This is a genomic window from Streptomyces sp. NPDC048411, from assembly GCF_040704695.1.
Taxonomy (GTDB): Bacteria; Actinomycetota; Actinomycetes; order Streptomycetales; family Streptomycetaceae; genus Streptomyces.
The window spans coordinates 1-23,770 of sequence record NZ_JBEZKL010000112.1 but is presented as its reverse complement, the minus strand read 5'-3'; the positions used below and the strand labels follow the sequence as shown (position 1 = coordinate 23,770).

The window sequence follows — 23,770 nt, the reverse complement described above, 5'->3', positions numbered from 1 at the left end:
CGCCGCCCTGACCGAGATCGACTACTTCGTCTCGGACGACGGTCTCGACGAACAGGCGCGGTCAGTGCTGATCGAGTCCGTGGGCGAGCTGATCCGCGCGGACACCGGCAAGTCCTGACCCCGCCCCGCTCCGACTACCGACGGTTCAGTGCGCCTCGAAGCTGCCGAGCCGTAGGGACACCGCGCCCGTCGTACCGTCGGTGACGCGCACCGTGGGCCGGTAGTAGGCACCGCCTCGCCGATGTCGTCGTGCGGTGCCCGCTCGACGAGATGAACCGGCACCATGGCTCCAACCACCTACTGATCCGGGTTCCACCGACCGAGCGCAAGGTCTCGGAACTGTTCGAGGGCTGGGCCGACGAGCTGCAGACGTGTCGCAAGTTCGCCGCCGGGGCCCGCAACTTTGAACGATGCCCTCTCCGTCAGCCACGTCGTCAGGGCCTGGCGCGCCGCCCAGATCAAGGCCGAGGCTCACGGCTGGTCGTCACGGCTTCTCGTCGCGGTCCGCAATTCGCTGCTCACCGCGCTGTGCTGCCGTCCCACTGACGAGCCCGTCCCCTACTCCGAACTACAACCGCTGGCCGCGGCCCGACGACCCCCGTCGAACGCCCGCGCACAAACCCTGATCTCGCTGCCGTCTCTGTTCCGTTTACGGGATCGTCCCGATGCGGCTGCGACCGCGCCCGTACGAGTTCGCCCTGTACTTCGGCGTCCGGCCACTGCGCGGTCGTGAGTGTTCCAGGCGGTCCACGCCGCCTGGAACACTCACGACGCCGACGCAGCAGCAGGCTTACCTGGCGAGTTCGGCCGGTTCATCCAGCCGCGTCAGCTTCCGCGGGTTTGCCATCGCATGGATCCGGGTGACTTTCCCGTTTTCCACCACGAGGCTTACCGCGGCCAGTCGGCCGTCGATCTCGATCCGGCCCGCAGGCGCGCCGTTGAGCCACACGGCCGACACCACCCGGTCCGGGCGAGCGAGCATCTTCGCCACGAGTTCGGCCCCGTGGATCGGAGCCGGAGCCGCGGCCGCAAGCCCGCCACCGTCGGCGACAAGAACCACGTCCGGTGCCATGACGTCCAGCAGTTCCTGCAACTGGCCGGTGCGCAGCGCGGCCAGGAACCGGTCCACCACGGCCTGCTGCTCCGACCGGCTCACCTGCACCCGCGGCCGCCGGGCCGCCACGTGCTCGCGTGCCCGCCGCGCGATCTGCCGCACCGTGGCCGCGGACTTCCCGATGGCCTCGGCGATCTCGCCGTACGGCATCTCGAAGACCTCGCGGAGCACAAACACCGCCCGCTCGGTGGGCCCGAGCGTTTCGAGCACGGTCAGCATCGCGATCGAGACGCTCTCCGCGAGTTCGGCGTCCTCGGCGACGTCGGGGCTGGTCAGCAGCGGCTCCGGCAGCCACTCGCCCACGTACTCCTCGCGGCTGCGCGACAACGTCCGCAGACGGTTGAGCGCCTGCCGTGTGACGGTTCGGACGAGGTAGGCCCGCGGGTCACGCACCGTCGAACGGTCGACGTCGGCCCACCGCAGCCAGGACTCCTGCAGCACGTCCTCCGCGTCGGCCGCCGAACCGAGCATCTCGTAGGCGACCGTGAACAGCAGGCTGCGATGGGCGACGAACGGGTCCTCGGTCATGCCGTCGACGCCGCGCCGGACGTCTCAGGGCGCCCGGCCAGCGGAATCTCGCAGGCATCGGAGTAGCCCTGCGACGTGATCCCGTGCGCCGTATTGCACCTCGTCGCCATGTTGGCGAAGCCGATGACCGTGGTGAGTTCGACCAGCGCCGCCGGGCCGAGCCGGTCGAGCAAACGCTTCGACAGCTCGTCGGTGACGGTCGGCGGCGTGTTCGTCATGGCCTCGGCGTACTCCAGCACGTCGCGCTCCAACGACGTGAACACCTCCGACTGCCGCCAGCGCGGCACCTGGCTCGCCTTGGCCAGGTCCAGGTTCTGGTTCAGCGCGTGGAAGTAGTTGACGTCGAGGCACCAGCTGCAGCCGACCTGTGCCGCGACGGCCATGTGCGCGAACGTCTTGAGGCTCGGGTCGGCCGCGTCCCACTGGCCCACCTTGACCGCGAACTCCTTGTTGGCCTCGGCGAGCTTGGGGTTGTTCCACAGCACTTCGTCGGGCTCGGGCACGGCACCGAGGTGCTTGATCATGTTTTCCCTCATCTCGGTGGGGAGCTCCGCCTTCGGAATGCGCAGTGTCATGGTGTTCTCCTTATCCGTTGGCCTGTCGGCCTGTTCGACATGAAGACACCGGCGGATCCACGAATGTGACAACCACCGCCACCGCGCATGGATCGTCAGCACGCGCAGGCCCGTGGCCGCTCTCAGTGACACCCACCCGAACACCCGGCATCTTGGACAAGCGGGCCGCATGGGACCTGGTGCCGCCGGTCGTGGTGGCCTACGCCGGTTACGGGCAGAACGCGGACTTCCGAGCCGGCCTGACCGACAGGCGCATCGCCTGCGTGGTGGCCCTCCGTCCACCCGCACCATGCGCAGCCGGTCACCTCGCCCTGGGGCCCGCAACGACCGCAAGCCGCAGCCCCGCTGCCGCGACAAGCCCTCCTCGGTGGCCGCGCCGGCCACCAGCCACGAGTGGCAGGCCTTCGCTTCGATCACCTGGCGGGAGAGCTCCCGCGGACCGCTGCGCTCACGTTTCGGGGCGCTGCGGGTGTCGCCGGCGGCGGTCTGGGCCCGCGCCTGGCCCAGACCGCCGCCACCACCGAGCACGGCCGCTGGAACGGCCTTCTGCCCGGCGTGACACTGCAGGTCGAATGGTCCGAACGGGCCGACGGCCACCGCGGCCACTGGATCTCCAGCCTGTCGAGGACGCCCCGCTCGTGACCCGGCCGCGTCGTGGCGCCGGTGGCGCTTCGGCGAACAATCGGCGGCCATGCCCAGCGAGTTCCCCGTTACCCGCGTGATCTCGGCACTCGGGCTACCCGTCGTCAGCTGTCGAAGCCGAGGCCGAAACGGTCGAGCGTCCTGAGCCAGAGGTTGCGTCGGCCCTCGTTGCGGTCGGCGCGCGCCATCGACCACTTGGTGATGCCGATCCCGGCAGAGCGGAACGGGTCGGGCGGGAACGGGAGGGGTTTGCGGCGGACGAGCTCCAGCTTGGTCCGCTCGGTGCGTTCGCCCGCCAGGAGGTCGAGCATGACCTCGGCACCGAAGCGCGTGGCGCCGACGCCGAGGCCGGTGAATCCGGCCGCGTAGGCGACCTTCCCGTGATGACTCGTGTCGAAGAACACGCAGAAACGGGTGGCGGTGTCGATGGCACCACCCCAGGCGTGGGTGAACCGGATGCCTTCCAACTGCGGGAAGGTCGTGAAGAAGTGCTGGGCGAGGGTGGCGAAGGTCTCGGGCCGCTGGTCGTGTTCGGCGCGGACCTTGCCGTCGCGATGGTAGACGGCGTCGTAGCCGCCCCAGAGGATGCGGTTGTCCGCGGAGAGCCTGACGTAATGGAACTGGTTGGAGCAGTCGGCGAAGCCCTGCCGGTTCCGCCAGCCGACCGAGGCGAGCTGCTGCTCGGTCAGCGGCTCGGTCATGAGCGCGTAGTCGTACACGGGGACGGTGTACGGGCGGTGGCGGCGCAGCAGGGAGGGATAGGCGTTGGTGGCCAGGGCGGCACGCCGGGCGGTGATCCGCCCGTAGGGGGTACGGACCGCGATCACGCTGCCGTGCTCGGCGAGCGAGGTGGCGGGTGTGTGCTCGTGGATGCGGACGCCGATGTCGAGGCAGGCGCGCTTGAGCCCCCAGGCGAGCCGGGCCGGGTTGACCATGGCGACGTCGTCCTTGTTCCACACGCCGCCGCGGAACGTCGGGGAGTCGATCTCGGCACGGACCGCCTCGGCGCCGAGTAGCAGCGGATTGCCCCCGAACCGGGCGAGGGTCTCGGCCTCCTCCTTCAGCCCCTCGACCTGGTACGGCTCGGTGGCCACCACCAGGGAGCCGGTGCGCTCCCAGGAGCAGTCGATGCCGTGGCGTTCAACGGTGTCCTCGATGGCCTGGAGGTTCTCGCGGCCGAGTCGTTCCAGGAGGCCGATCTCCTCGGGCCAGCGCTGGAGTCCGTTGTGCAGGCCGTGGGTGAGGCTGGACTCGCAGAATCCGCCGTTGCGGCCGGAGGCGGCGCCGCCGGCCTCGTCCGCTTCGATGAGCACCACATCCATGGACGGATCGCGCTCCTTGGCGACGAGGGCGGTCCACAGCCCGGTGTATCCGCCGCCGACCACGAGCAGGTCGCAGGTGGTGCCGCCGACGAGTGCGGGGGCGGCCTGCGGCCGGTCGGGGTCATCGAGCCAGAACGGGGTCGGCGAGGCGTCCCGGAGCGAGGTGAGGTGGTCCATGGGGCGGGGCTCCTTCGGATCGCGGAGGTACGGGCCTCCGAAGTGCCGCCATGAGACCGCCCGGGGGACCACAAGGTCAATGATGTTGACATAAGACTCCCGAATGCCGCCTCCGCGGGCGCCGCCGGGCATCGGCGGGGCCCGCAAGGTCGACGCCTTCGGCCGCCTCGACGTCATGGTCACCAACGCCGGTGTGCTGCGGGACAAGGCACTGCGGAAGATGGGCGACGACGACTTAGACACCGTCGTCGGGGTGCATCTGCGCGGCACGTTCACGTGTGTGCGCGCCGCCGTCGAGCAGGGCGAGGGCGGTCGCATCATCGTCGGTTCATGAACCGCCCGCCGGAACCGCAAGACGCCACGGCACACCGCCCTCCTGCGCGAGAACCACCCATACGGGAGGGAGCGGCTGCTTCGAGCAGCCGCCCGCTTTCGTGTGCTGTCGCGGTGTCAGTTCTCCTTGAAACCGACGTAGTTCTCCGCGAGGGAGGCCGAAGCGGCCTCGGAGCGGGCGATGTAGCGCAGGTGCGAGAGGCGCAGCGCACGGTCGAAGTCGGAGTCGGCGGGGTCGCCGTGCAGCAGGGTCGTCATCGTGTACGAGAAGTGCTCGGCCCGCCAGACGCGGCGCAGCGCGGTCTCCGAGTAGGCGTCGAGCAGTGACTCGTCCTGGTGGGCGTGGTAGCGGGTGAGTGCCTGGGCGAGCAGGGTGACGTCGGCGACGGCGAGGTTGAGGCCCTTGGCCCCGGTGGGCGGCACGATGTGGGCCGCGTCGCCGGCCAGGAAGAGGCGCCCGTGGCGCATGGGCTCGGCGACGAAGCTGCGCATCGGGGTGATGCTCTTCTCGGTGATCGGTCCCCGCCGCAGCGTCCAGTCACCGTCGACGGCGAAGCGGGTCTCCAACTCGTCCCAGATGCGCTCGTCCGGCCAGTTGTCGGTGCTGTCGTCCGGGTCGACCTGGAGGTAGAGACGGCTGACCTCGGGCGAGCGCATGCTGTGCAGGGCGAAGCCGCGCTCGTGGTGGGCGTAGATGAGTTCCTCGCACGAGGGCGGGACGTCGGCGAGGATACCCAGCCAGGAGAAGGGGTACGTCCGTTCCGTCACGGTGAGCAGGCCGTCCGGCACGGAGCGGCGGCCGATGCCGTGGAAGCCGTCGCAGGCCACGACGATGTCGCAGTCGAGGGTGTGTTCGGCACCTTCGTGGCGGTAGCGGATGCTCGGGCGGTCGGTCTCGATGCCGTCGACGGACAGCGCTTCCGCCTCGAACAGGACGGTTCCGCCGTCCTGTTGGCGCCGGTCGATGAGGTCCTTGACCACTTCGGTCTGCGCGTAGACCATGACCGACCGGCCACCGGTGAGGGACGGGAAGTCGACGCGGTGGGAGCGCCGGTCGAAGCGCAGTTCGATGCCGTGGTGCTCCAGGCCCTCGCGGTCCATCCGCTCGCCGGCCCCGGAGTCGCGCAGCACGTCGACGGTGTCCTGTTCGAGGATGCCGGCGCGCTGGCGGCGTTCGACGTAGTCGCGGCTGCGCAGTTCGAGGACGACGTTGTCGATGCCCTGCCGGTGGAGCAGGTGGGAGAGCAGGAGTCCGGCGGGGCCGGCGCCGATGATTCCTACGGTGGTACGGGGCATGAGGGCTCCAGAGAGGGAAGAGGGGTGCTGGGCGCGGCTGGATCAGAAGGGGGACGGGACGCCGTCCTCGGCGAGCACGCGCTGGGCCGTGGCGAAGGCGGAGTTGGCCGCCGGCACACCGCAGTAGACGGCGGAGTGCAGCAGGACTTCCTTGATGTCCTCCGGGGTGAGCCCGTTGCGCAGCGCCGCTCGTACGTGCAGGGCGAGTTCCTCCTGATGCCCGTGAGCGATCAAGGCGGTCAGCGTGAGGCAGCTGCGGGTGCGGCGGTCGAGACCGGGACGGGTCCAGATCTCTCCCCAGGCACAGCGGGTGATGTAGTCCTGGAAGTCGGCGGTGAACTCGGTGGTGCGGGCGACGGCCCGGTCGACGTGCGCGTCGCCGAGGACCGCTCGGCGGACGGCCATCCCCTCGGTGTGCCTGCTGCCGTCGTCGGCGGGGGCCTCGAAGTGGCCGAGGAGGGCGCCGAGGACGGCCTGCGGGCGTTCGGCGGGCGCCAGGTGCGAGGCTCCGGGGAGTTCCAGGAGGGTCGCTCCGGGGATGCCGTCGGCCAGTTCCCGGGCGTGTCCGGGCGGGGTGGCGGGGTCGTCCCGGCCGGCGACGACGAGCGTCGGCACGGTGATCCGGTGCAGATCGGGCCTCAGGTCGTAGGCGGCGAGGGCGTCGCAGCAGGCCGCGTACCCCTCGGGGGCGGCGGTGCGCAGGTCGTCGACGAGCCGTCCGGCCACCTGGGTACGGGTGAATCCGGCGGTGAACCAGCGTCCGGCGGCGCCGGCCGCCAGGGCTTCGGTGCCCTCAGCGCGGACGAGTGCGGCCCGTTCGCGCCACGCGGCGGGTTCGCCGAAGCGGGCGGAGGAGCAGACCAGGGCAAGGCCGGTGATCCGCTGGGGGTGGTGTACGGCGAGGTGGGCGCCGACCGCGCCACCGAGGGAGATGCCCGCGTAGGCGAAGCGGGTCACGCCCAGCCGGTCGGCGAGATCCAGGACCAGCGCCGCGAGGTCGGCGACGACGGTGGCACCGGGCCCGGTGTCGCGCAGAGCGCCGGCGGGGCTGCCGCCGTGGCCCGGCAGGTCCCAGCGGATCACCCGGTGACGGCGGGCCAGGGCGGGGGTCTGGGCGTCCCAGACGGCGAGCGAGGTCCCCAGCGAGGGACCGAGGACGAGGACCGGTGCGTCGGTGGGGCCGTCGATCCGGTGGTGGAGCAAGGGGGTCATGGGTGGCCTTCCGTATCGGCGGAGGACGAGGTCTCTGTCCGCAGGGCGTGGTCGGCGAGCAGGGGCGCGGAGCCGGTGCCGGTGGCCGGGTCGCCGAGGGCACGCAACCGTGCCGGTCCGATCCGGCCGGTGAGCGCGGGGTCCTCGGCGATGAGACCGCTGAGGACGCCTCCGAGGTGCCGCTGCTCGTCGGCGGCTGCCGGGGCGCGGGGTCGAGCGGTTCCAGCGGTACGGCCGAGGAGGCCGCCCGATTCCGCGGCGAGGCGTTCGCTCGCGATCAGGTCCCACGTACGGTGCGGGTTGTCGAGCAGCCGGTCGGGGAAGGCCGTGAGATCCTCGGCGAGTTCGGCGGCGCCAGGGTTCCGGTCACCGGGTCTCCTTCGGCATCACGGGCGCGGCCGTCCGGCGCGCGACCTCGTCGGCGGTCACGCCGGGGGCGGTCTCGACGAGTCGCAGTCCCTCGTCGGTGATGTCGAGGACGGCCAGGTCGGTGATGACGCGGTGGACGCAGGCCCGGCCGGTGAGCGGCAGCGTGCAGGTGTCGACGATCTTGGGGGCACCGTCCTTGGCGGTGTGCTCCATGAGAACGATCACCCGGCGGGCGCCGTGGACGAGGTCCATCGCCCCGCCCATCCCCTTGACCATCCTTCCGGGGATTGCCCAGTTGGCAAGGTCACCGCGGGCGGAGACCTGCATGGCGCCCAGGATCGCGGTGTCGATGTGACCACCGCGGATCATGCCGAAGGAGAGCGCGGAGTCGAAGAAGGCGGCGCCCGGCACGACGGTCACCGTCTCCTTGCCCGCGTTGATCAGGTCGGGGTCGACCTCGTCCTCGTACGGGTACGGGCCGACGCCGAGGAGTCCGTTCTCCGAGTGGAGGACGACGTCGACGCCCTCGGGGAGGAAGCTCGGTACCCGAGTGGGGAGTCCGATCCCGAGGTTGACGTACGAGCCGTGGTCAAGTTCCCGGGCTGCGCGGGCCGCCATCTCGTCCCTGGTCCAGCTCATCGGGTGCGTACCGTCCTTCGCTCGATGCCCTTGTCGGCGGCCTGTTCGGGGGTCAGTGCCAGCACCCGCTGTACGAAGACGCCGGGGAGGTGGACCTGATCGGGATCCAGCTCGCCGGGTTCCACCAGTTCCTCGACCTCGGCGACGGTGATGCGGCCCGCCATGGCGGCGAGCGGGTTGAAGTTGCGGGCCGCACGGGCGAAGACGAGGTTGCCGTGGCGGTCGCCCCGGGCGGCGCGCACCAGGGCGAAGTCGGTGGTGATGCCGTGTTCGAGGACATATGCCCTGCCGTCGTACTCGCGTGTCTCCTTGGGTGGGGAGGCGACCGCCACGCCGCCGTCCGGCGCGTACCGCCAGGGCAGCCCGCCCTCGGCGGCCTGGGTGCCGACGCCCGCCGGGGTGAAGAAGGCCGGGATGCCGCAGCCGCCGGCCCGCAGGCGCTCGGCGAGGGTGCCCTGCGGGGTGAGTTCCAGCTCCAGTTCGCCGCCGAGGTAGCGGCGGGCGAACTCCTTGTTGTCACCGATGTAGGAGCCGGTGACACGGCTGATCCGGCCCGCCGCGAGCAGGATGCCCAGGCCGCCACCGTCGACGCCGCAGTTGTTGGAGACGACGCTCATCCGTCCGGAGCCGTGGGCGTGCAAGGCGCGAATCAGGACGTCCGGTACCCCGCTCAGCCCGAAACCTCCAACGGCGAGCGAGGCGCCGTCTCCGATGTCCGCCACCGCTTCGGCAGCCGTTGCTATGACCTTGTCCATATAACGACCCTTTTCACTCGGGTTTCACCGTCAAGGCGTTCGCCTGGTGAACTTTCGTTCATCATTGGTGGCGGGCTGAGTGTCCGCCCACACTTCGGGCCGTGTCAACAGCAGCGGGTACGGTTTCCGCACGGTGATCAGCCCACGACGCTCCGAGGAGGCCAGACGATGTCCCAGCTCACCGAGGTGACGACGGCACCCGAGGCCACGACGGTGCCCGACGAGCTGGTCGGACCGCTGGAGCGCGGACTGGCCGTACTCCGCGCCGTGGCCGCGGGACCGGGGACGCGCCACCGCCCGGGAGATCTCGTCCGCACCACCGGGCTCGCCCGATCGACGGTCGACCGGGTCGCCACCACGCTCGTCCGCCTCGGGTTCCTGCGGACCGAGGACCGTGATCTGCTGCTGGCCCCGCGCTCGGCGGAGCTGGGCAACGCCTATCTGGCCGGCTGCGCCTTCCTCGAAGCCCTCGGCCCGCGCGCCGAGGCCCTCGCCGACGAGCTGGACGAGTCGGTGTCGGTGGCCGTTCCCGACGGCGACGGGGTCCGCTTCATCGCCCAGGCGGCCCGCCGCCGGGCCATGGCGATCTCGTTCCGGGTCGGCGATCTTCTGCCCGCCGAACGCTGCGCGCCCGGCGCCCTGTTCGCCGCCGACTGGGACGACGTACAGCGGGAGCGGTGGCGGGCCCGCCGCCTGCACGACCCGCTGGACACCGGCTTCCCGGCCCTGCCGCCCCGGCCGGCCGGGGCGGAGTCCGCGTCCGAGGAGGTCGAGGCCGGCTTCCTCGCCCGAGTTCGGCAGGCACGTGAGGACGGATTCGCCGTCGACAGCCGGCTGATCGAGCCCGGGCTGATCGCCGTCTCGCTGCCGGTCCGCGACCCGGCGGGCACGGTGGTCTGCGCCGTCAGCGCGGTCAGCCACACCAGCCGGCACAGCACCGAGTCCCTGACGGTGCGGGCCCTGCCCCCGCTGTCCGCGGCCGTCGCCGCCATGGAGGCTGCCCTGCGCACCCCGTCGGCCACCGGGACGCCGGCCACCGCCGCGCCGGTCCGCCCGCCCCACTCGGGCAGCGCGCTCAAGGAGGAACTCGGCGCCGGCTTCCTCCAGTCGCTCGCCCGGGGTCTCGACGTGCTGTGCGCCTTCAGCTCGATCGACGGCCCGGCCCGCCTGGCCGACCTCGCCCGCCTCACGGGGCTCCCCCGCGCCACCGCCCGCCGGTCGCTCATGACGCTGCGCCACCTGGGGTACGTACGGGAGGACGCGGACGGTTTCCGGGTACTGCCGCGGGTCATGGAGCTCGGCTACGCCCGGCTTTCAGGCCTGACGCTCGCCGGGATCGCCACCCCGCACCTCGCCGAACTGGTCGGCCGGGTCCACGAGTCCGCCTCCCTGGCCGTGCTCGACGACGACGAGATCCGCTACGTCGCCCGGGTCGCGAGCACCCGGATCATGCACATCGACATCACCGTGGGCACCCGGCTGCCCGCGTACGCCACCTCGATGGGCCGGGTGCTGCTCGCGGCCCTCCCCGACGACCGGCGCGCGGCGCGGCTGGCCCGGGTGACGCCCGAGGCGCTGACGCCCCGCACGGTGGCCACGCCCGAGGCCCTCGCCGAGGCAGTGACGGCTACCGCCCGACTCGGCTACGCGTGGGTGGAACAGGAGTTGGAGGAGGGGCTGCGTTCGATCGCGGCGCCGGTCACCAACGGCGGCGGCCAGGTCGTGGCCGCGGCCAATGTGGCGCTCCACGCCGGCCGCGCCACCGGCGAGGAGAGCCTGGCGACGCTCCTCCCCCATCTGCTGGAGACCGCCGCGCGGATCAGCGCCGACCTCGCCGCGGTGGGCCGCTTCTCCCCCGTGCCCACCGGCTGATCCTCACGGCCGCCGGGCTCGGGCGCGACGGTCCCGGGAGCCGTTCGCCGGGACGCTCGTGGCGGGCAGGCGCGCCCCATCGCTTCCGGCATCACTTCCAGGCGAAGGGACAGCCTCTCTCGCTCATGCCGGCGGCGAGCGGGGCGTCGGTATTGCGGACGGCGCCCCGCTCGGTCGGCCTGCGGCGCCACCGCTCGGGAGCCATGCGGATGACCATGCGCCGACTTATGACAACACCGTTGACGCGTAACGCCCGAGCCGCTTCCATGGCGCCGACCTCACGTTCCCTCATGTTCTGGAGGATCCGTATGACCACGGCCGATCTGGTCTTCACACGCGGCCCCGTCTTCACCGCCGATCCGGCCCGCTCCCGGGCCACCTCGCTCGCTGTTGTCGGCGACCGGATCGCCGCCGTCGGGCACGACGACGTGCGTGAGCTCATCGGCCCCGGCACCGAAGTCGTCGACCTCACGGGGAAGTTGCTGCTCCCCGGCTTCCAGGACGCTCACATCCACCCGGTGTACGCCGGGGTGGAGCTGGCCGAGTGCGATCTGACCGGCACCGTCGGTGTCGAGGAGTACCTGGCCCTGATCCGGACCTACGCGGACGCCCACCCCGACCACGCGTGGATCACCGGTGGCGGGTGGTCGCTGGAAAGCTTCGACGGCGGACTGCCCACCCGGCAGCTCCTCGACTCCGTGGTCCCGGACCGCCCGGTCCTGCTGGCGAACCGCGACCACCACGGCGCCTGGGCCAATACGCGGGCGCTCGAACTGGCCGGGATCACCGCCGCCACCCCCGATCCCGTCGACGGCCGCATCGAGCGCGAGCCGGACGGTTCGCCCAGCGGGATGCTCCAGGAAGGCGCCACGGCGCTGGTCTCCCGGCTGGTGCCGGCGAGCACTCCTGCGGACCGGCTCGCGGGTCTGCTGCGCGCGCAGGAGCTGCTGCACTCCCTCGGCATCACCGGCTGGCAGGACGCCCTGCTCGGTGTGTTCAACGGCAAGGCCGATCCGTCGGATGCCTATCTGGCCGCCGCCCGCGACGGCTCGCTCACCGCCCGGGTCACCGGCGCGCTGTGGTGGGACCGCGAGCGCGGCGCCGAGCAGATCGACGAACTGGCCGCGCTGCGCGAGAAGTTGAGCCACGGACGGTTTCGGGCCGGCTCGGTGAAGATCATGCAGGACGGCATCGCCGAGAACTTCACCGCCGCGATGACCTCCCCGTACCTCGACGGCTGCGGCTGCGCCACCGCCAACAGCGGTCTGAGCTTTGTCGACCCGCACGCGCTGCGCGCCCATGTCACCCGGCTCGACGCCCTCGACTTCCAGGTCCATTTCCACGCGCTCGGCGACCGGGCCGTCCGCGAGGCACTCGACGCGATTGAAGCCGCGGTCGAGGCCAACGGCCGACGCGGCAACCGCCACCACCTGGCCCACCTGCAGGTCGTCCACCCCGACGACATCAGGCGCTTCGCCCAGCTGGGCGCCATCGCCAACATCCAGCCGCTGTGGGCCGCCCACGAGCCCCAGATGGACGAGCTGACCATCCCCTTCCTCGGGCCCGAACGCGCCGCCTGGCAGTACCCGTTCGGCGACCTGCTGCGCGCGGGCGCCACCTTCGCCGCGGGCAGCGACTGGCCGGTCAGCAGCCCGGACCCGATCGAGGGCATCCACGTGGCGGTCAATCGGAGGGAGCCCGGGGCCACCGACAGCCGGGTCTTCCTCCCCGAGCAGCGCCTGGACCTGGCGACGGCCGTCGCCGCGTACACGGCCGGCACTGCTCACGTGAACGGCTTGGACGACGCCGGCAGCCTGCTCCCCGGCAACCTGGCCGACCTGGTGGTCCTGGACCGCGACATCTTCACCGCGCCGCCGGAGGAGATCGCCGAGGCGCGGGTCCTGCAGACGTATGTCGGGGGCTCGCTCGTGCACTGCGCCTGAGCGAGCCGCCCGGACCGCGCTCAGTCCGCCCGGGCCGTGCTGGTGCCGTGACCGGCCATATTTGCCCCATGAGGAGCGTCGTCCGATGCGTGCGATCGCAAGGCGGCCACAAGTCCTTGTAGCCGAGCTACAAGGACTTGTGGCCAACGCGGCGAGCGGGCGTGCCGGGCGGCGCGACGGGGCAAAGCTTGCCGGGAGGGGCACTAGGTACGCAGCGAGGACGCCCGTACCTCGAGCCGGGTCGGCACCAGCACCCCGGCCGACGGACCGCCTCCCTGCTCCAGTGCGGCGACGAGGAGTTGGATCCCGGCCTCCGCGACCTCCTGGGGTCCCAGGCTCAGCGTCGTCATCGGAGGCCGGGTGTGGGTGGCCGTCGTGTCCTCGCTGACGCACACCACGAGCAAGTCGCCGGGTACGTCGTATCCGTGGCGGCGCGCCGCCTCCAGGACCAGGGGCGGGCTCGCCTCGGCCACTACGAACAGCGCGTCGGGCCGGTCGGCCCCGGTCAGGGCCTTCTCGACGGCTCGTACGACCGGTCCGTTGCCGGCCTCGGCGGCGAACGCGACCTGCTCGGGCACTCCGTGCTCGGCGCACCAGTCGCGGTAGGCGGCGAGCGCTCCCGCGTGGAACCGCGTCGTACTGTCGGGCACCACGAGCGCGGGCCACCGGGCGCCTTCCGCCTCGAGGTGGTCGAGCGTCTCCCGCACGGCCGTCACGACGTCGACGTCCACCCAGTGCGCCCCCGGCCGCCCCTCGGCGGAGCGGTCGGTGAACACCGGGATCCGGGCGGCGATCAGGTCGTCGATGATCCGGTCGTCGCCGACCGGATCGGCGACGATCACCGCGTCGAGCGGCAGCTCTGCCCACTCGCTGTGCAGCGAACCCGCGGGCAGCAGCACCAGCGCGTAGCCGCGCTTGAGTGCCGCCGCCGCGGTGGCGCTCGTCAGCTGGGCGAAGTACGGCGACTCAAAGAACGTCCAGGGGGCACCGGCGAATTCGCCCACCACGTATCCGATCAACCGGGCCCGTCCCGCGCGCAGTTGGCGCGCGGTGGCGTTGGGCCGGTAGCCCATCCTCCGCGCAGTCTCCCTGGCCGTCTCCCGTACAGCCGGGGAGAGCCGCCCGGTGCCGTTGAGGGCCGCCGAGACGGTGGTCTTGGACAGTCCCGCTTCACGGGCCACGTCGACGAGCCGGACGCGCGGCGGGGTGGGCGGCGAGGCAGGTCCGCCACGCTCTGGAACAGCATTCGTCATGGGGCTGATGCTGCCACCCTCGCGGCCTCGGCAAAACCGTTCCCGCAAAGCCTTGTGCGGGAACGTTCCCGCATCAATACTCGCCCCATCCCTCAGCGCCCGTCACTACACCCGTAAAGGGGTGGGTCTCCATGCGCATGCCCAAAGCCATCGCGCTGCTCGTCTGTACCGTCGCCGTCGCGACCACCGCCACCGCCTGCTCCGGCGCCACCACTCCTCGATCCTCCGGGAAGGGCACCGGCCCCGCCTACCGGGTCACCCCGACCTCGCCACCGGCGAAGGGCCGCCTGGACTCGATCACATGGTCCCTCTACGCCGAGCCCTACACGCTCGACTACGCCCTGGCGTACGACTACCCGCCGAACACCGTGCTCGCGAACGTGTGCGAGCAGCTGTTGCGGGTCACTCCCGACATGAAGATCGAACCCGGCCTCGCGGTCAAGTACGCCCAGCCGAATCCCAAGACGCTCGTGTACACGCTGCGTCCCGGGGTGAAGTTCCACGACGGAACGACCATGACCGCGGACGACGTGGTCGCCTCCCTCAAGCGCCACATGAACCCGGCCACCGGATCCCCCTGGGCGTCGGCGTTCAAGAACGTCGACGCCATCGAGAAGACCGGCCCCCTGGAGGTGACGATCCGACTGAGCAACCCCGACACCCTGTTCAACGAACTCATGGCCGCCTCCCCCGGCACCGTCGAGAGCGCCGCCTTCCTGGCCAAGGCCGGCAAGGACTACGGCGGCCCCAAGGGCAAGGTCGACTGCACCGGCCCGTACTCCCTCGCCGACTGGGCCCAGGGCGACTCCATCACCCTCAAGAAGCATGCCGCCTACTGGGACACGTCACTGGCCCCGAAAACGGACAAGGTGACATTCACCTTCATCGAGGACCCGGCCGCCCGGTCCAACGCCTTCCTCTCGGGCACGGCCGACGGCGGGTACATGGTGCCCTCGTCCTCGCTCGCGCAGCTGCGCTCCAGCGGCAAGGGAACCGTGCTGTTCGGCCCCAACACCGCCGCGGCGGACCTCGCCGTCCTCGACTTCAAGGGCACCCTCGGGGACCTCAGGGTCCGCAGGGCCCTGTCCATGGCGCTCGACCGGAAGAACATCATCAAGGCCGCCGCCGGCGGCATCGGCATCCCCGCCAAGGCCCCCGCCGCGCGGGGCGCATGGGCACTGGCCCCGGAGAAGACCGCCGGCTACTTCGACGCCCTCCCCGAGCCGGTGTACGACCTGGCGGCCGCGAAGAAGCTCGTCGCCGAGGCCGGCGCCAAGGGCCGGAAGGTCACCATCGCCACGAGCTCGCTCGCGCCGGAGGTCAGTGTCGTCGCCAACGCCGTCCAGGCGGCCGGCCGGCAGATCGGCCTCGACGTCCAGCTGAAGGCCGTCAGCCCCGACGCGTACAGCAGCATCTTCGTCGACCCCAACGCGCGCCACGGCCTCGACCTGGTCATCACCAACGGATACGACAACACCCCCGACCCGCTGGAGTTCTACCAGTACCTGCGCACCGGCGACTTCGGGAACTACGGCAACTGGTCCGACGCCGCGTACGACGCCGCCTTCGACCGGGCCAACGCGGAGCCCGACCCGGCCGCCCGGGCGGACCTGACCGCCAAGCTCCAGCGGATCGCGATGGACCAGCTCCCGATCATTCCGCTGTACGAGGCGCCGTACTCGGTCTTCCTCGGCAACCGGATCACCGGCGCCGCCACCGGCATCGCGCAGCTGTACTACCCGTGGGCCGCGACGATCGGGGCCGCGAAGCCATGACCCGCTACCTCGTCGGACGGTTCCTCGGCCTGGTGACCGTACTGTTCGTGACCTCGCTCGTGGTCTTCGGCACGGTCCACCTGGCCCCCGGGGACCCGGTGTCCTTCCTGCTCCACGGCCGCCCCGCGACTCCGGAGACCACGGCGGCGCTGCGCGCCCAGTACCACCTGGACGACCCGCTGCCCGCGCAGTACGCGAAGTGGCTCGGCGCCGTGCTGCAGGGCGACTTCGGCCGGTCCGCCCAGTTCCACCAGGACGTCGGGAGCCTCATCGCCTCCCGGCTTCCGGGCACCGCCCTGCTGGTCGGGTACGCGGCCCTGCTGGTCGCCGTTCTCGGGGTGGCGGCCGGCGTCCTCGCCGCGCTGCGCCCCGGCGCGGTGGACCGCGTGGTGCTGCTCGGCACGGGCGTGGCCACGGCGACGCCCTCGTTCGTCAGCGCCATGGCGCTCGTCTCGCTGTTCTCCGTCCAACTGGGCTGGTTTCCGGGGCCGGGCGGCACCCCTGAGGGCTTCACGGACCGGGTGTACCACCTGACGCTGCCGGCCTTCGCGTTGGCGCTGACCTTCGCCGGTCTGCTCGCCCGGGTGACCCGCTCGGCGATGCTCGACGAACTGCGGCGCGAACACGTCGAGGTGGCGCGCGCCCGCGGTGTCGCACGGCGTGCCGTAGTCCGCCGGCACGTGCTGCGCAATGCGCTCGGGCCCGTCGTCACCGTCGGCGGCACCATGCTCGCCGGTCTGCTCATCAGCACCTCGATCGTCGAGACCGCCTTCGACGTGTCCGGAATCGGCTCCCTGCTCGTGCAGTCGGTGACGGCCAAGGACTTCGCCGTCGTCCAGGCGATCACGCTGCTCAGCGTGGCGGCCTTCGTCGTGGTGAACCTCGCCGTCGACCTGCTCGCCCCGCTCATCGACCCCCGGTTGTCCCTCCACGGGGAAGGCTCCTCATGACCACCACCGCACCTCCCCCGGCCGCCGCACCCGGTGCGCTGCGCCGCCGCCCCGGTCTGGGCGGCCTCCAAGTCCTCGGCCAGGGCCCGCTGTTCACGGCGGCCGTCGCGGTCCTGTTCGTGCTCGTCCTGGTCGCTGTCCTGGCACCCGTCCTCGCACCGTACGATCCCGAGTCGCTCGACCTTGCGGCGAGCCTGGTCGGGACCACGGGAGACCACCTGCTGGGCACGGACCAGTCGGGCCGGGACATCCTGTCCCGGCTGATCCACGGCGCGCGGACCGGTCTGCTCGGACCGCTGCTCGTCGTCGGCGTCTCCACCCTCCTCGGCACCCTGCTCGGCGTGGTCGCCGCCTGGCGGGGCGGCTGGGCGGACGCGGTCGTGTCCCGGTCGATGGACATGGTGTTCGCGATCCCCGGGCTGCTCCTGGCGATCCTCCTGGTGGCCGTCGTCGGCTCCGGCATGACCGCACCGGTGATCGCGATGGCCGTGGCCTACACCCCGTACGTGGGACGGCTGGTGCGCGGCATCGCGCAGCAGGAGAAGGCCCGCCCGTACATCGAGTCGTACCGGGTGCAGGGCTGGTCGGGCTGGACGATCTGCCTGCGGCACCTGCTGCCCAACATCGCTCCGACGGTCTTTGCGCAGTCCGCGATGAACTTCGGGTACGCCCTGATGGACCTGGCGGCCCTCTCCTTCCTCGGCTTCGGTGTGCAGCCGCCCACCGCCGACTGGGGCGCCATGATCAACGAGGGTCAGTCGGCCCTCCAGCAGGGGGCGATGCTGCCCGCCCTCGCGCCGTCGGCGTGCATCGTGCTCGCCGTGGTGGCGTTCGGCATCGTCGGCGAGGGACTCGCCGACCGGATCGCGAAGCGGGAACGGTGAGCGCCATGACCGAAACCAGCACTCCGGTGCGTGGCACCGGGGACCACTCCCCCGTGCTCGAGATGCACGGCCTCGGCGTACGTCTGCCGGACGGGCAGGCTGCCCGTCCGATCCTGGACGAGGTCAGCCTCCGGGTCCTCCCCGGGGAGACGGTCGGGCTGGTCGGCGAGTCCGGCTCGGGCAAATCCGTGGCCTGCCGCAGCGTTCTCGGGCTGCTGCCCGAAGGCGCACGGACCAGCGGAGAGGTACGCGTCGCCGGCCGTGACGTGCTGAGCATGAGCCGTACGGAACTGGCCGCGCTCCGGACCCGGCAGGTGGCCATGGTCTTCCAGGACCCGCGCGCCTCCCTCAATCCGCTGCGCCGCGTCGGCGACTTCCTCACCGAAGGGCTGCGCGCGGCCGGCAGCCCCGCCGCCGCGGCCGGCGCACGGGCCGAGGAACTCCTCGACGCCGTGGGCATCCGCGATCCGCGGGGCGCGCTGCGCCGCTATCCGCACCAGTTCTCCGGCGGAATGCTCCAGCGGGTGGTCATCGCCGCGGCCCTCGCGGCCGAGCCCGCCCTGCTGGTCGCCGACGAGCCGACCACCGCCCTCGACGTCACGACCCAGGCGGAGATCATCGCGATCCTCACCCGACTGCGGGCCGAGCAGGGCACCGGGCTTCTCTTCGTCACCCACGACCTCGAACTGGCCTCGGCCATCTGCGACCGCGTGTACGTGATGTACGCGGGCCGGATCGTCGAGACCGGGGGCACCGACGAGCTGTTCGACCGGCCCCGCCATCCGTACACGGCGGGACTCCTCGCCTGCACCCCGCGCATCGAACCGGGCGCACCGGCCCCGCGGCCCATCCCGGGCCGCCCCGTCTCCCTCGCCGAGGCACCTCCGGGGTGTGCCTTCACGACCCGCTGCGCCCACGCACAACCGCGCTGCTCCGAGGAGCCTCCCGTACTGGCGCGGTACGGCGACGGACTCGCCGCGTGCCACCGCGCCGACGAAGGGATCACGCTGTGACCGGCACGACGAAGGGGCTCGTGGTCGAGGGGCTGTGCAAGCGGTACGGGGACCATGCGGCGGTCGACGACGTGTCGTTCACGCTGGCACCGGGGGCTTCGCTGGCAATCGTCGGCGAGTCCGGCAGCGGGAAGACGACGACCGTACGGATGCTGGTGGGCCTGGCACGGCCGGACGGCGGCACCGTCCGCCTGGACGGCCGGGACCGCTCCGCCCGCGCCCGGAGCCGGGCCGAACGGCTCGCGCGCGCCCGCGAGATGCAGATGGTCTTCCAGGATCCGTATCTCTCGCTGGACCCACGGGTGACGGTCGCCGACTGCGTCGACGAGGTGCTGCGCCTTCACACCCGGCTGGACGCGGCCGCCCGTCGCTCGCGGGTCGCCGAACTCCTGGACCAGGTGGGCCTCGGCGAACGGGAGGCCGGGGCCCTGCCCCGGCGTCTCTCCGGCGGACAGCGCCAGCGCGTCGCCATCGCCCGGGCCCTGGCGGTCGAACCCCGCGTCCTCATCCTCGACGAGGCGGTCGCGGCGCTCGACGTGTCCATCCAGGCACAGATCCTCGACCTGCTCGCCACGATCCGGCGCGAGTCGGGCATCGGGTACCTCTTCGTCACCCACGACCTCGCCGTGGTCCGGCACATCGCCGACGACGTCCTGGTGCTCAGGTCGGGCCGAGTCGTCGAGGCGGGCCCGACGCATCGCGTGCTGGACACCCCGGAGCATCCGTATACCCGTCTGCTCCTCGACTCCGTACCGCGTCGCGGCTGGGACCCGAGCCTGGCGACGGTGGGCCGCCGCGCCCTCGACTGACGGACACCGGCCTGACCGCCGCCTCGCGGCGGTCAGGCGGGCCCACGTCAGGCCGTACGGAGAAGCGTCCACGTAGGTACCGGCCTCGTTCCGCAACCGCCGACCGTCCGGCGTCACGCCACAGCTCTCGATGTGCGTAAGGAGCATGCACACGAACTGCGGTGGGACGGGCACAGGTCGCGTGACTGTAGGGCATGTTTCGGAAGTCCCGCTTGCCAGGCGGCGTCTGGCCCGCCCTACGGGCGGACGACACTACTTTCGAAACACGCCCCAGTAGGGTCGGGGACTGGCGCGGTGGCTCACGCTCCGTTTCCGGTCCCCGACCCACCAAGTGCTTGCTGCGGTAGTTGCCGTGCCGCAGCGGTATCCACCTCGTTCAGCACGCTCCGTCGGGCCCCCGAGGAGCGATCCCGGGTCAGGGCGTACGGACCGGAGCGCCCAGCCGGTAGCCGTCGTCGGTGGAGAACGCGGCGGCGACGGCGAAGCGATCCGCTCGGACGAGCGTCTGCCGCCACTCGACCTGGCGTCGGCCGGTGTCGTGACCGAGCCTGTCGATCGCGAACAGCGCGGTGGACTCGGGGCAATCGAGCAGGGTGCGCTCTCCGCGGCCGGGCGTGACGGCCCGAATGCGCTCCCAGCCGCCGCTGATGCGAGTGCCGCAGTGGCGTTCGAGCTCGTCGTAGAGCGAGGTGCGGGTGAAGTCGACGTCCAGGAGCGGGCGGGCCACGTCCGCAGGAAGCCACACGCGATCGACGGCGAGCGGCTCCTCGTCGGCGAGACGGAGACGTTCGAGGAAGACGAGCGGTGTGGATTCCTCAAGTCCCAGACGGGCAGCAATGACACCGTCGGCGCGCTGGTCGAGCACACGTACGATGCTGCGCTGGACGGCGCCGACCTCCTCGACAGATCGAAAAAGGCTGTACGCCTCACCGACCTTCTGCTCCAGCGGGTGGCCAGCAGTGAACCGGGAGACCTTGCCGCGCCGGGCGGTGACGAGGCCCTCCGCACGAAGCTGACGGAGGGCCTCGCGGACCGTGTGCCGACTGACCTGGTACTCGGCGACGAGGTCGTGCTCGCCGGGGAAGACGTCGCGGAACTCGCCGTCTTCGAGACGGCGCAGCAGGTCGGCGCGCAGCTGTGCCCATAGCGGCTTGCCCGCGGATCGAGTGAGGGAACGGGGGCCGGGTCGGGAGGTCACCGGTGCCCTCCTGGGGCTCGGGGGTCGGACGGAGGCTACTGACACAACGTGAATGTTCGTACATTTGCAGGGGCGGTGCAAACCCGCGCTCACCGGCTCCTCGGACTAAGACCGGCCGGCACATGGGGGGTGGGAGAAGGAGCGGGGCTGGGTACGTGCAGCTGCAAGGCGGAGGAGGGAAGGCAACGCGAAGGGGGTCCCCCCATGCCTTCAGGGCTATGGGGGAGTTGTTGACTGACGACAACGCCGGAGGGGGTCCCCCCTGGCCCTCAAGGCCTTGGGGGAGTGCGTGCCCAGCCCCGCGACGCCGCCTCCCATGTGCCGGTCGGTCTAAAAACGCGTTGACCTGGCCCGCAGGGGTGGCGGCGCGACGTGACCGGCACCCGTACCCCCCGGCGGGTTCCGGACGCCAAAGGCCGCGCGACGGGCTCGGTTGCCCGTCGCTCAGGCGGCAGCCGATCAGCAGTGACCGTCACCCGCCGCGGCACCGATCGCGGCCGTGCGGGAAACCTCAGACGAGCACGTCGATGAGCATGAACACGGCCATCGCGAGCAACAGGGTGGCGAAAGCCCGCTGCAAGGTGGCACCGGAGAGCTTGGCTGCCAGCCGCTTGCCGTCCCAGGCGCCGAGGATGGCCGCGCCCACGAACGGACCGAAGATCGCGAGGTCGAGGGACATTCCTCCGGCCGCTAGGCGGGTGGCGAGGGACGCGACCGAGTTGATGAGGATGACCACGAGGCTGGTGCCGACAGCCTTCCGCATCGGCAGGCGGAGCACCGACACCAGGGCGGGTACGGCCAGGAAGCCGCCGCCGACGCCCAGCAACCCGGTCACCGCACCCAGGCCGGCCCCGGCCGCGGCGGTCCGCAGGTACCCGGCCCGGCCGACGGACCTCCCATGGCCGTCGGCGGCGTCAGCGCCGCCCGCCTCTTCCGGCGCGGGACCGCCCGCACCCTTTGCGGCCACGCTTGTCCCGCCGGCCGTTCGGTGTGCCGCCCGGACGGCGGTCGCGTCCGCAAGCCCGGACCGGCCGGAGTGGGACGTGACGGCCCCCACGGCCGGCCCGGGTGCGGTGGCCTGCGAGGCCGCCGTCTCGGACGCGGCGGCCTGGCGCGTCCCGTGCGCTGCGCGCAGACCGCGCAGCATCACCGCAGCGGCGAGTGCGGCCAGGACAGCGAACGCGGTGGTCAGCACGGCCTGCGGGATGCGGTGGGCGACCATGGACGCCCCGATGGCGGGTGCCACGCCGGCCGCGGCGAACAGGGCGCCGGTCCGCCAGCGGATGTTGCCGGTGCCGACGTGGCGGGCGAGGGCGGTGACGGAGGTGACGGTGACGACGACCAGACTGGTGGTCCCGGCGTCGGCAGGTGCGACGCCCAGGAGATACACCAGGGCCGGGACCGCGAGCACACCCCCGCCACCACCGAGCGCGCCGAGAGCCAGGCCGACCACGGCTCCGCAGAGCAGGGCGAGGATCAGGACGCTCACGCCGGGACGCCACCCGGAGTCGTGTCGGCGGGGTGCGTGACCTCACCACGCCAGGCGGAGAAGCCGCCGCGTAGGTCGGTGGCCTCGAAGCCGCGGGCGCGCAGTACGGACGCGGCCACCGATGAGCGGTTGCCGCTCGCGCAGAACACGGTCAGCGACTGGTCGGTCGGCAACTCGCTGAGGCGGCCGACCAGTTCGGGCAGCGGGATGAGGCGAGCGCCGGGGATGGTGCCGCTTTCACGCACCTCGCCCGGGCCGCGCACGTCCACCAGCTCGAAGTCGTCCGCGTCCTTGGCGAGCTGGTCGTCGAGGCCGGCGGCTTCCACGCGCACGGCGGCGGTCAGGTATTCGGCGTCGACGGCGTCAACCGGGGTCGTCAAGGCACCGAGGACGTGGTCGAAGCCGATGCGGGCGAGACGGTTGCGGGCCTCGCGCGCGGTGGCCGGGTCGCCGCACAGGATGATGCTGTCCCGGGCGTCGAGCACCTCGCCAGCGAGTTCGGCGAAGCGTCCGCCGAGGGGGACGTTGACCGCGCCGGGCAGGTGGGCGGAGGCGAACGACTCCGGGTCCCGCGTGTCCAGGACGACGGCGCCGTGCGCCCGCGCGTCGAGGAAGGCCTCCGGGGCGAGGGGGGCAGCGGGGGTGTTTTCGTCAAGGACTGGACGTGCCTGGCGGTTGCGCACGGATGTGAACGCGAAGTAGGCGGGCGCGGCGGGCTGGCCTTCGGTCACAACGGAGACGAACTCGTCCTCGGTCATGTCGGCCAGGGCATAGTTGCCCAGGCGCTGGTTGCCGATCGTACAGCTCAGCTCGGTCGAGAGGTTCTTGCCGCAAGCCGAGCCGGCCCCGTGCGCCGGGTAGACACGTGTGTCGTCGGGGAGGGTGAGCAGGCGCTCGCGGGTGGAGTGGTACAGGGCGCGGGCCATGTCCTCGGCGGACCGGCCGCGGGCGCTGAGCAGGTCGGGACGGCCGACGTCGCCGATGAACAGCGTGTCGCCGGTGAGGACACCGTAGGGTATGGCGTCGCCTGCATGTTCGCGTACGACGACGCAGATCGACTCGGGGGTGTGACCAGGGGTGTGCAGGATCTCCAGGTCGACCTCGCCGAGGCTGAGGTGCTCGCCGTCGTCCAGGGGGTCGGTGTCGAAGTCGAGCGTGCCGGCGGAGCCATAGGAGATGCGGGCGCCGGTGCGCTCGGCCAGCTCCAGGTGACCGGAGAGGAAGTCGGCGTGGATGTGGGTCTCGAGGACCCGCTCTATGGTCAGGCCGTGACGCTCGGCGGTGGAGATGTAATCGTTGACGTCGCGCTGTGGGTCGACCACGACGGCCCGGCCGGTGGTGCGGTCGCCGACGAGGTACGAGGCGTGGGAGAGGCAGTCGAGGTAGAACTGCACGAAGACCAGCGGTCCGGTGTGGTTCGTCATGACGGGCTCCTGAGGATAAGCGGTGAGGATGCGCCGGGGCATCGGGCCCGGGCGCGAGTGGCGGGTCAGTGGGGCCGCGCGTCATGGATGCGGCGCGGCGACGGCTAGGGCCTGTTCTGAGTTCCCCGTCGTCCGCGCGAAGCGCGGGCGCAGCGGTGGTCGGTGCGTGCGATCGGCGTGCGGTGTCGCAGGTCATGT

19 protein-coding genes and 2 pseudogenes are annotated in these 23,770 nt (G+C 71.8%); 9 read left to right on the top strand and 12 right to left on the bottom strand.

Features of this window, described 5'->3' with window-relative positions; translation table 11 throughout:
* Positions 1-790: 790 nt before the first annotated feature.
* Positions 791-1,642, bottom strand: a complete 852-nt coding sequence (locus AB0915_RS29590) for an RNA polymerase sigma-70 factor (protein WP_366693998.1) — start codon at positions 1,640-1,642, stop codon at positions 791-793.
* Positions 1,639-2,217: a carboxymuconolactone decarboxylase family protein gene (locus AB0915_RS29585; RefSeq protein ID WP_366693997.1), complete on the bottom strand. Its 579-nt coding sequence runs from the start codon at positions 2,215-2,217 to the stop codon at positions 1,639-1,641. The genes AB0915_RS29590 and AB0915_RS29585 overlap by 4 nt, the downstream gene beginning before the upstream one ends.
* Positions 2,218-2,366: 149 nt before the next feature.
* On the opposite strand from AB0915_RS29585, the pseudogene AB0915_RS29580 reads away from it, so the two are divergent.
* Positions 2,367-2,838: pseudogene (locus AB0915_RS29580) on the top strand (transposase); the annotation flags it as partial.
* Between the two features lie 125 nt (positions 2,839-2,963).
* On the opposite strand, the gene AB0915_RS29575 reads toward AB0915_RS29580, so the two are convergent.
* The gene (locus AB0915_RS29575; RefSeq protein WP_366693996.1) at positions 2,964-4,358 is read right to left on the bottom strand and encodes an FAD-dependent oxidoreductase; all 1,395 of its coding nucleotides are present in this window, start codon (positions 4,356-4,358) and stop codon (positions 2,964-2,966) included.
* A 103-nt stretch (positions 4,359-4,461) separates the two neighbouring features.
* On the opposite strand from AB0915_RS29575, the pseudogene AB0915_RS29570 reads away from it, so the two are divergent.
* Positions 4,462-4,689: pseudogene (locus AB0915_RS29570) on the top strand (SDR family NAD(P)-dependent oxidoreductase); the annotation flags it as partial.
* 119 nt (positions 4,690-4,808) lie between these two features.
* Here the strand turns inward: AB0915_RS29570 and AB0915_RS29565 are convergent.
* From AB0915_RS29565 to AB0915_RS29550, 4 genes are all read right to left on the bottom strand, one after another.
* On the bottom strand, positions 4,809-5,987 hold the full coding sequence (locus AB0915_RS29565; RefSeq protein ID WP_366693995.1) for a 4-hydroxybenzoate 3-monooxygenase: 1,179 nt from the start codon (positions 5,985-5,987) through the stop codon (positions 4,809-4,811).
* Between the two features lie 42 nt (positions 5,988-6,029).
* Entirely contained in the window at positions 6,030-7,199 is a 1,170-nt protein-coding gene (gene pcaD / locus AB0915_RS29560; RefSeq protein ID WP_366693994.1) for a 3-oxoadipate enol-lactonase, read from the bottom strand.
* 366 nt (positions 7,200-7,565) lie between these two features.
* On the bottom strand, positions 7,566-8,207 hold the full coding sequence (locus AB0915_RS29555) for a CoA transferase subunit B (protein ID WP_366693993.1): 642 nt from the start codon (positions 8,205-8,207) through the stop codon (positions 7,566-7,568).
* Positions 8,204-8,962 carry a CoA transferase subunit A gene (locus AB0915_RS29550; protein ID WP_366693992.1) on the bottom strand — a complete coding sequence of 253 codons (759 nt, stop codon included), beginning with the start codon at positions 8,960-8,962 and terminating at the stop codon, positions 8,204-8,206. The genes AB0915_RS29555 and AB0915_RS29550 overlap by 4 nt, the downstream gene beginning before the upstream one ends.
* 168 nt (positions 8,963-9,130) lie before the next feature.
* Here AB0915_RS29550 and AB0915_RS29545 point away from each other — a divergent pair, with 168 nt between their 5' ends.
* Entirely contained in the window at positions 9,131-10,834 is a 1,704-nt protein-coding gene (locus tag AB0915_RS29545) for an IclR family transcriptional regulator C-terminal domain-containing protein (RefSeq protein WP_366693991.1), read from the top strand.
* Between the two features lie 91 nt (positions 10,835-10,925).
* Here the strand turns inward: AB0915_RS29545 and AB0915_RS29540 are convergent, their stop codons facing one another.
* On the bottom strand, positions 10,926-11,126 hold the full coding sequence (locus AB0915_RS29540) for a hypothetical protein (protein ID WP_366693990.1): 201 nt from the start codon (positions 11,124-11,126) through the stop codon (positions 10,926-10,928).
* A 16-nt stretch (positions 11,127-11,142) separates the two neighbouring features.
* On the opposite strand from AB0915_RS29540, the gene AB0915_RS29535 reads away from it, so the two are divergent.
* Complete coding sequence (locus tag AB0915_RS29535) at positions 11,143-12,777, top strand: amidohydrolase (protein ID WP_366693989.1); 1,635 nt, start codon at positions 11,143-11,145, stop codon at positions 12,775-12,777.
* 203 nt (positions 12,778-12,980) lie between these two features.
* Here the strand turns inward: AB0915_RS29535 and AB0915_RS29530 are convergent, their stop codons facing one another.
* Positions 12,981-14,030, bottom strand: coding sequence for a LacI family DNA-binding transcriptional regulator (locus AB0915_RS29530; RefSeq protein WP_366693988.1), 1,050 nt, complete (start codon positions 14,028-14,030; stop codon positions 12,981-12,983).
* A gap of 131 nt (positions 14,031-14,161) precedes the next feature.
* Here AB0915_RS29530 and AB0915_RS29525 point away from each other — a divergent pair, with 131 nt between their 5' ends.
* The 5 genes from AB0915_RS29525 to AB0915_RS29505 are packed head-to-tail and all read left to right on the top strand — an operon-like array spanning position 14,162 to position 19,461.
* The gene (locus AB0915_RS29525) at positions 14,162-15,805 is read left to right on the top strand and encodes an ABC transporter substrate-binding protein (RefSeq protein WP_366693987.1); all 1,644 of its coding nucleotides are present in this window, start codon (positions 14,162-14,164) and stop codon (positions 15,803-15,805) included.
* Positions 15,802-16,755, top strand: a complete 954-nt coding sequence (locus tag AB0915_RS29520; RefSeq protein ID WP_366693986.1) for an ABC transporter permease — start codon at positions 15,802-15,804, stop codon at positions 16,753-16,755. Before AB0915_RS29525 ends, AB0915_RS29520 begins: the two co-directional genes overlap by 4 nt.
* Positions 16,752-17,639 (top strand): ABC transporter permease, encoded by an 888-nt coding sequence (locus tag AB0915_RS29515; RefSeq protein WP_366693985.1) that lies wholly within the window; start codon positions 16,752-16,754, stop codon positions 17,637-17,639. Before AB0915_RS29520 ends, AB0915_RS29515 begins: the two co-directional genes overlap by 4 nt.
* Before the next feature lie 5 nt (positions 17,640-17,644).
* The gene (locus AB0915_RS29510; protein WP_366693984.1) at positions 17,645-18,652 is read left to right on the top strand and encodes an ABC transporter ATP-binding protein; all 1,008 of its coding nucleotides are present in this window, start codon (positions 17,645-17,647) and stop codon (positions 18,650-18,652) included.
* The gene (locus AB0915_RS29505; RefSeq protein WP_366693983.1) at positions 18,649-19,461 is read left to right on the top strand and encodes an ATP-binding cassette domain-containing protein; all 813 of its coding nucleotides are present in this window, start codon (positions 18,649-18,651) and stop codon (positions 19,459-19,461) included. Before AB0915_RS29510 ends, AB0915_RS29505 begins: the two co-directional genes overlap by 4 nt.
* A gap of 415 nt (positions 19,462-19,876) precedes the next feature.
* On the opposite strand, the gene AB0915_RS29500 is transcribed toward AB0915_RS29505, so the two are convergent.
* The 3 genes from AB0915_RS29500 to AB0915_RS29490 form a co-directional block, all read right to left on the bottom strand.
* On the bottom strand, positions 19,877-20,659 hold the full coding sequence (locus tag AB0915_RS29500; protein WP_366693982.1) for a GntR family transcriptional regulator: 783 nt from the start codon (positions 20,657-20,659) through the stop codon (positions 19,877-19,879).
* Between the two features lie 511 nt (positions 20,660-21,170).
* Positions 21,171-22,148, bottom strand: coding sequence for a sulfite exporter TauE/SafE family protein (locus AB0915_RS29495; RefSeq protein ID WP_366693981.1), 978 nt, complete (start codon positions 22,146-22,148; stop codon positions 21,171-21,173).
* Positions 22,145-23,572: a rhodanese-like domain-containing protein gene (locus AB0915_RS29490; RefSeq protein ID WP_366693980.1), complete on the bottom strand. Its 1,428-nt coding sequence runs from the start codon at positions 23,570-23,572 to the stop codon at positions 22,145-22,147. The genes AB0915_RS29495 and AB0915_RS29490 overlap by 4 nt, the downstream gene beginning before the upstream one ends.
* Positions 23,573-23,770: the final 198 nt, after the last annotated feature.

What these genes read in the sequence shown, in the direction of transcription:
- AB0915_RS29590 (WP_366693998.1), bottom strand. Translation starts at nt 1,642, where the DNA reads ATGACCGAGGACCCGTTCGTCGCCCATCGCAGCCTGCTGTTCACGGTC.
- AB0915_RS29585 (WP_366693997.1), bottom strand. Translation starts at nt 2,217, where the DNA reads ATGACACTGCGCATTCCGAAGGCGGAGCTCCCCACCGAGATGAGGGAA.
- AB0915_RS29575 (WP_366693996.1), bottom strand. Translation starts at nt 4,358, where the DNA reads ATGGACCACCTCACCTCGCTCCGGGACGCCTCGCCGACCCCGTTCTGG.
- AB0915_RS29565 (WP_366693995.1), bottom strand. Translation starts at nt 5,987, where the DNA reads ATGCCCCGTACCACCGTAGGAATCATCGGCGCCGGCCCCGCCGGACTC.
- pcaD (WP_366693994.1), bottom strand. Translation starts at nt 7,199, where the DNA reads ATGACCCCCTTGCTCCACCACCGGATCGACGGCCCCACCGACGCACCG.
- AB0915_RS29555 (WP_366693993.1), bottom strand. Translation starts at nt 8,207, where the DNA reads ATGAGCTGGACCAGGGACGAGATGGCGGCCCGCGCAGCCCGGGAACTT.
- AB0915_RS29550 (WP_366693992.1), bottom strand. Translation starts at nt 8,962, where the DNA reads ATGGACAAGGTCATAGCAACGGCTGCCGAAGCGGTGGCGGACATCGGA.
- AB0915_RS29545 (WP_366693991.1), top strand. Translation starts at nt 9,131, where the DNA reads ATGTCCCAGCTCACCGAGGTGACGACGGCACCCGAGGCCACGACGGTG.
- AB0915_RS29540 (WP_366693990.1), bottom strand. Translation starts at nt 11,126, where the DNA reads ATGAGGGAACGTGAGGTCGGCGCCATGGAAGCGGCTCGGGCGTTACGC.
- AB0915_RS29535 (WP_366693989.1), top strand. Translation starts at nt 11,143, where the DNA reads ATGACCACGGCCGATCTGGTCTTCACACGCGGCCCCGTCTTCACCGCC.
- AB0915_RS29530 (WP_366693988.1), bottom strand. Translation starts at nt 14,030, where the DNA reads ATGACGAATGCTGTTCCAGAGCGTGGCGGACCTGCCTCGCCGCCCACC.
- AB0915_RS29525 (WP_366693987.1), top strand. Translation starts at nt 14,162, where the DNA reads ATGCGCATGCCCAAAGCCATCGCGCTGCTCGTCTGTACCGTCGCCGTC.
- AB0915_RS29520 (WP_366693986.1), top strand. Translation starts at nt 15,802, where the DNA reads ATGACCCGCTACCTCGTCGGACGGTTCCTCGGCCTGGTGACCGTACTG.
- AB0915_RS29515 (WP_366693985.1), top strand. Translation starts at nt 16,752, where the DNA reads ATGACCACCACCGCACCTCCCCCGGCCGCCGCACCCGGTGCGCTGCGC.
- AB0915_RS29510 (WP_366693984.1), top strand. Translation starts at nt 17,645, where the DNA reads ATGACCGAAACCAGCACTCCGGTGCGTGGCACCGGGGACCACTCCCCC.
- AB0915_RS29490 (WP_366693980.1), bottom strand. Translation starts at nt 23,572, where the DNA reads ATGACGAACCACACCGGACCGCTGGTCTTCGTGCAGTTCTACCTCGAC.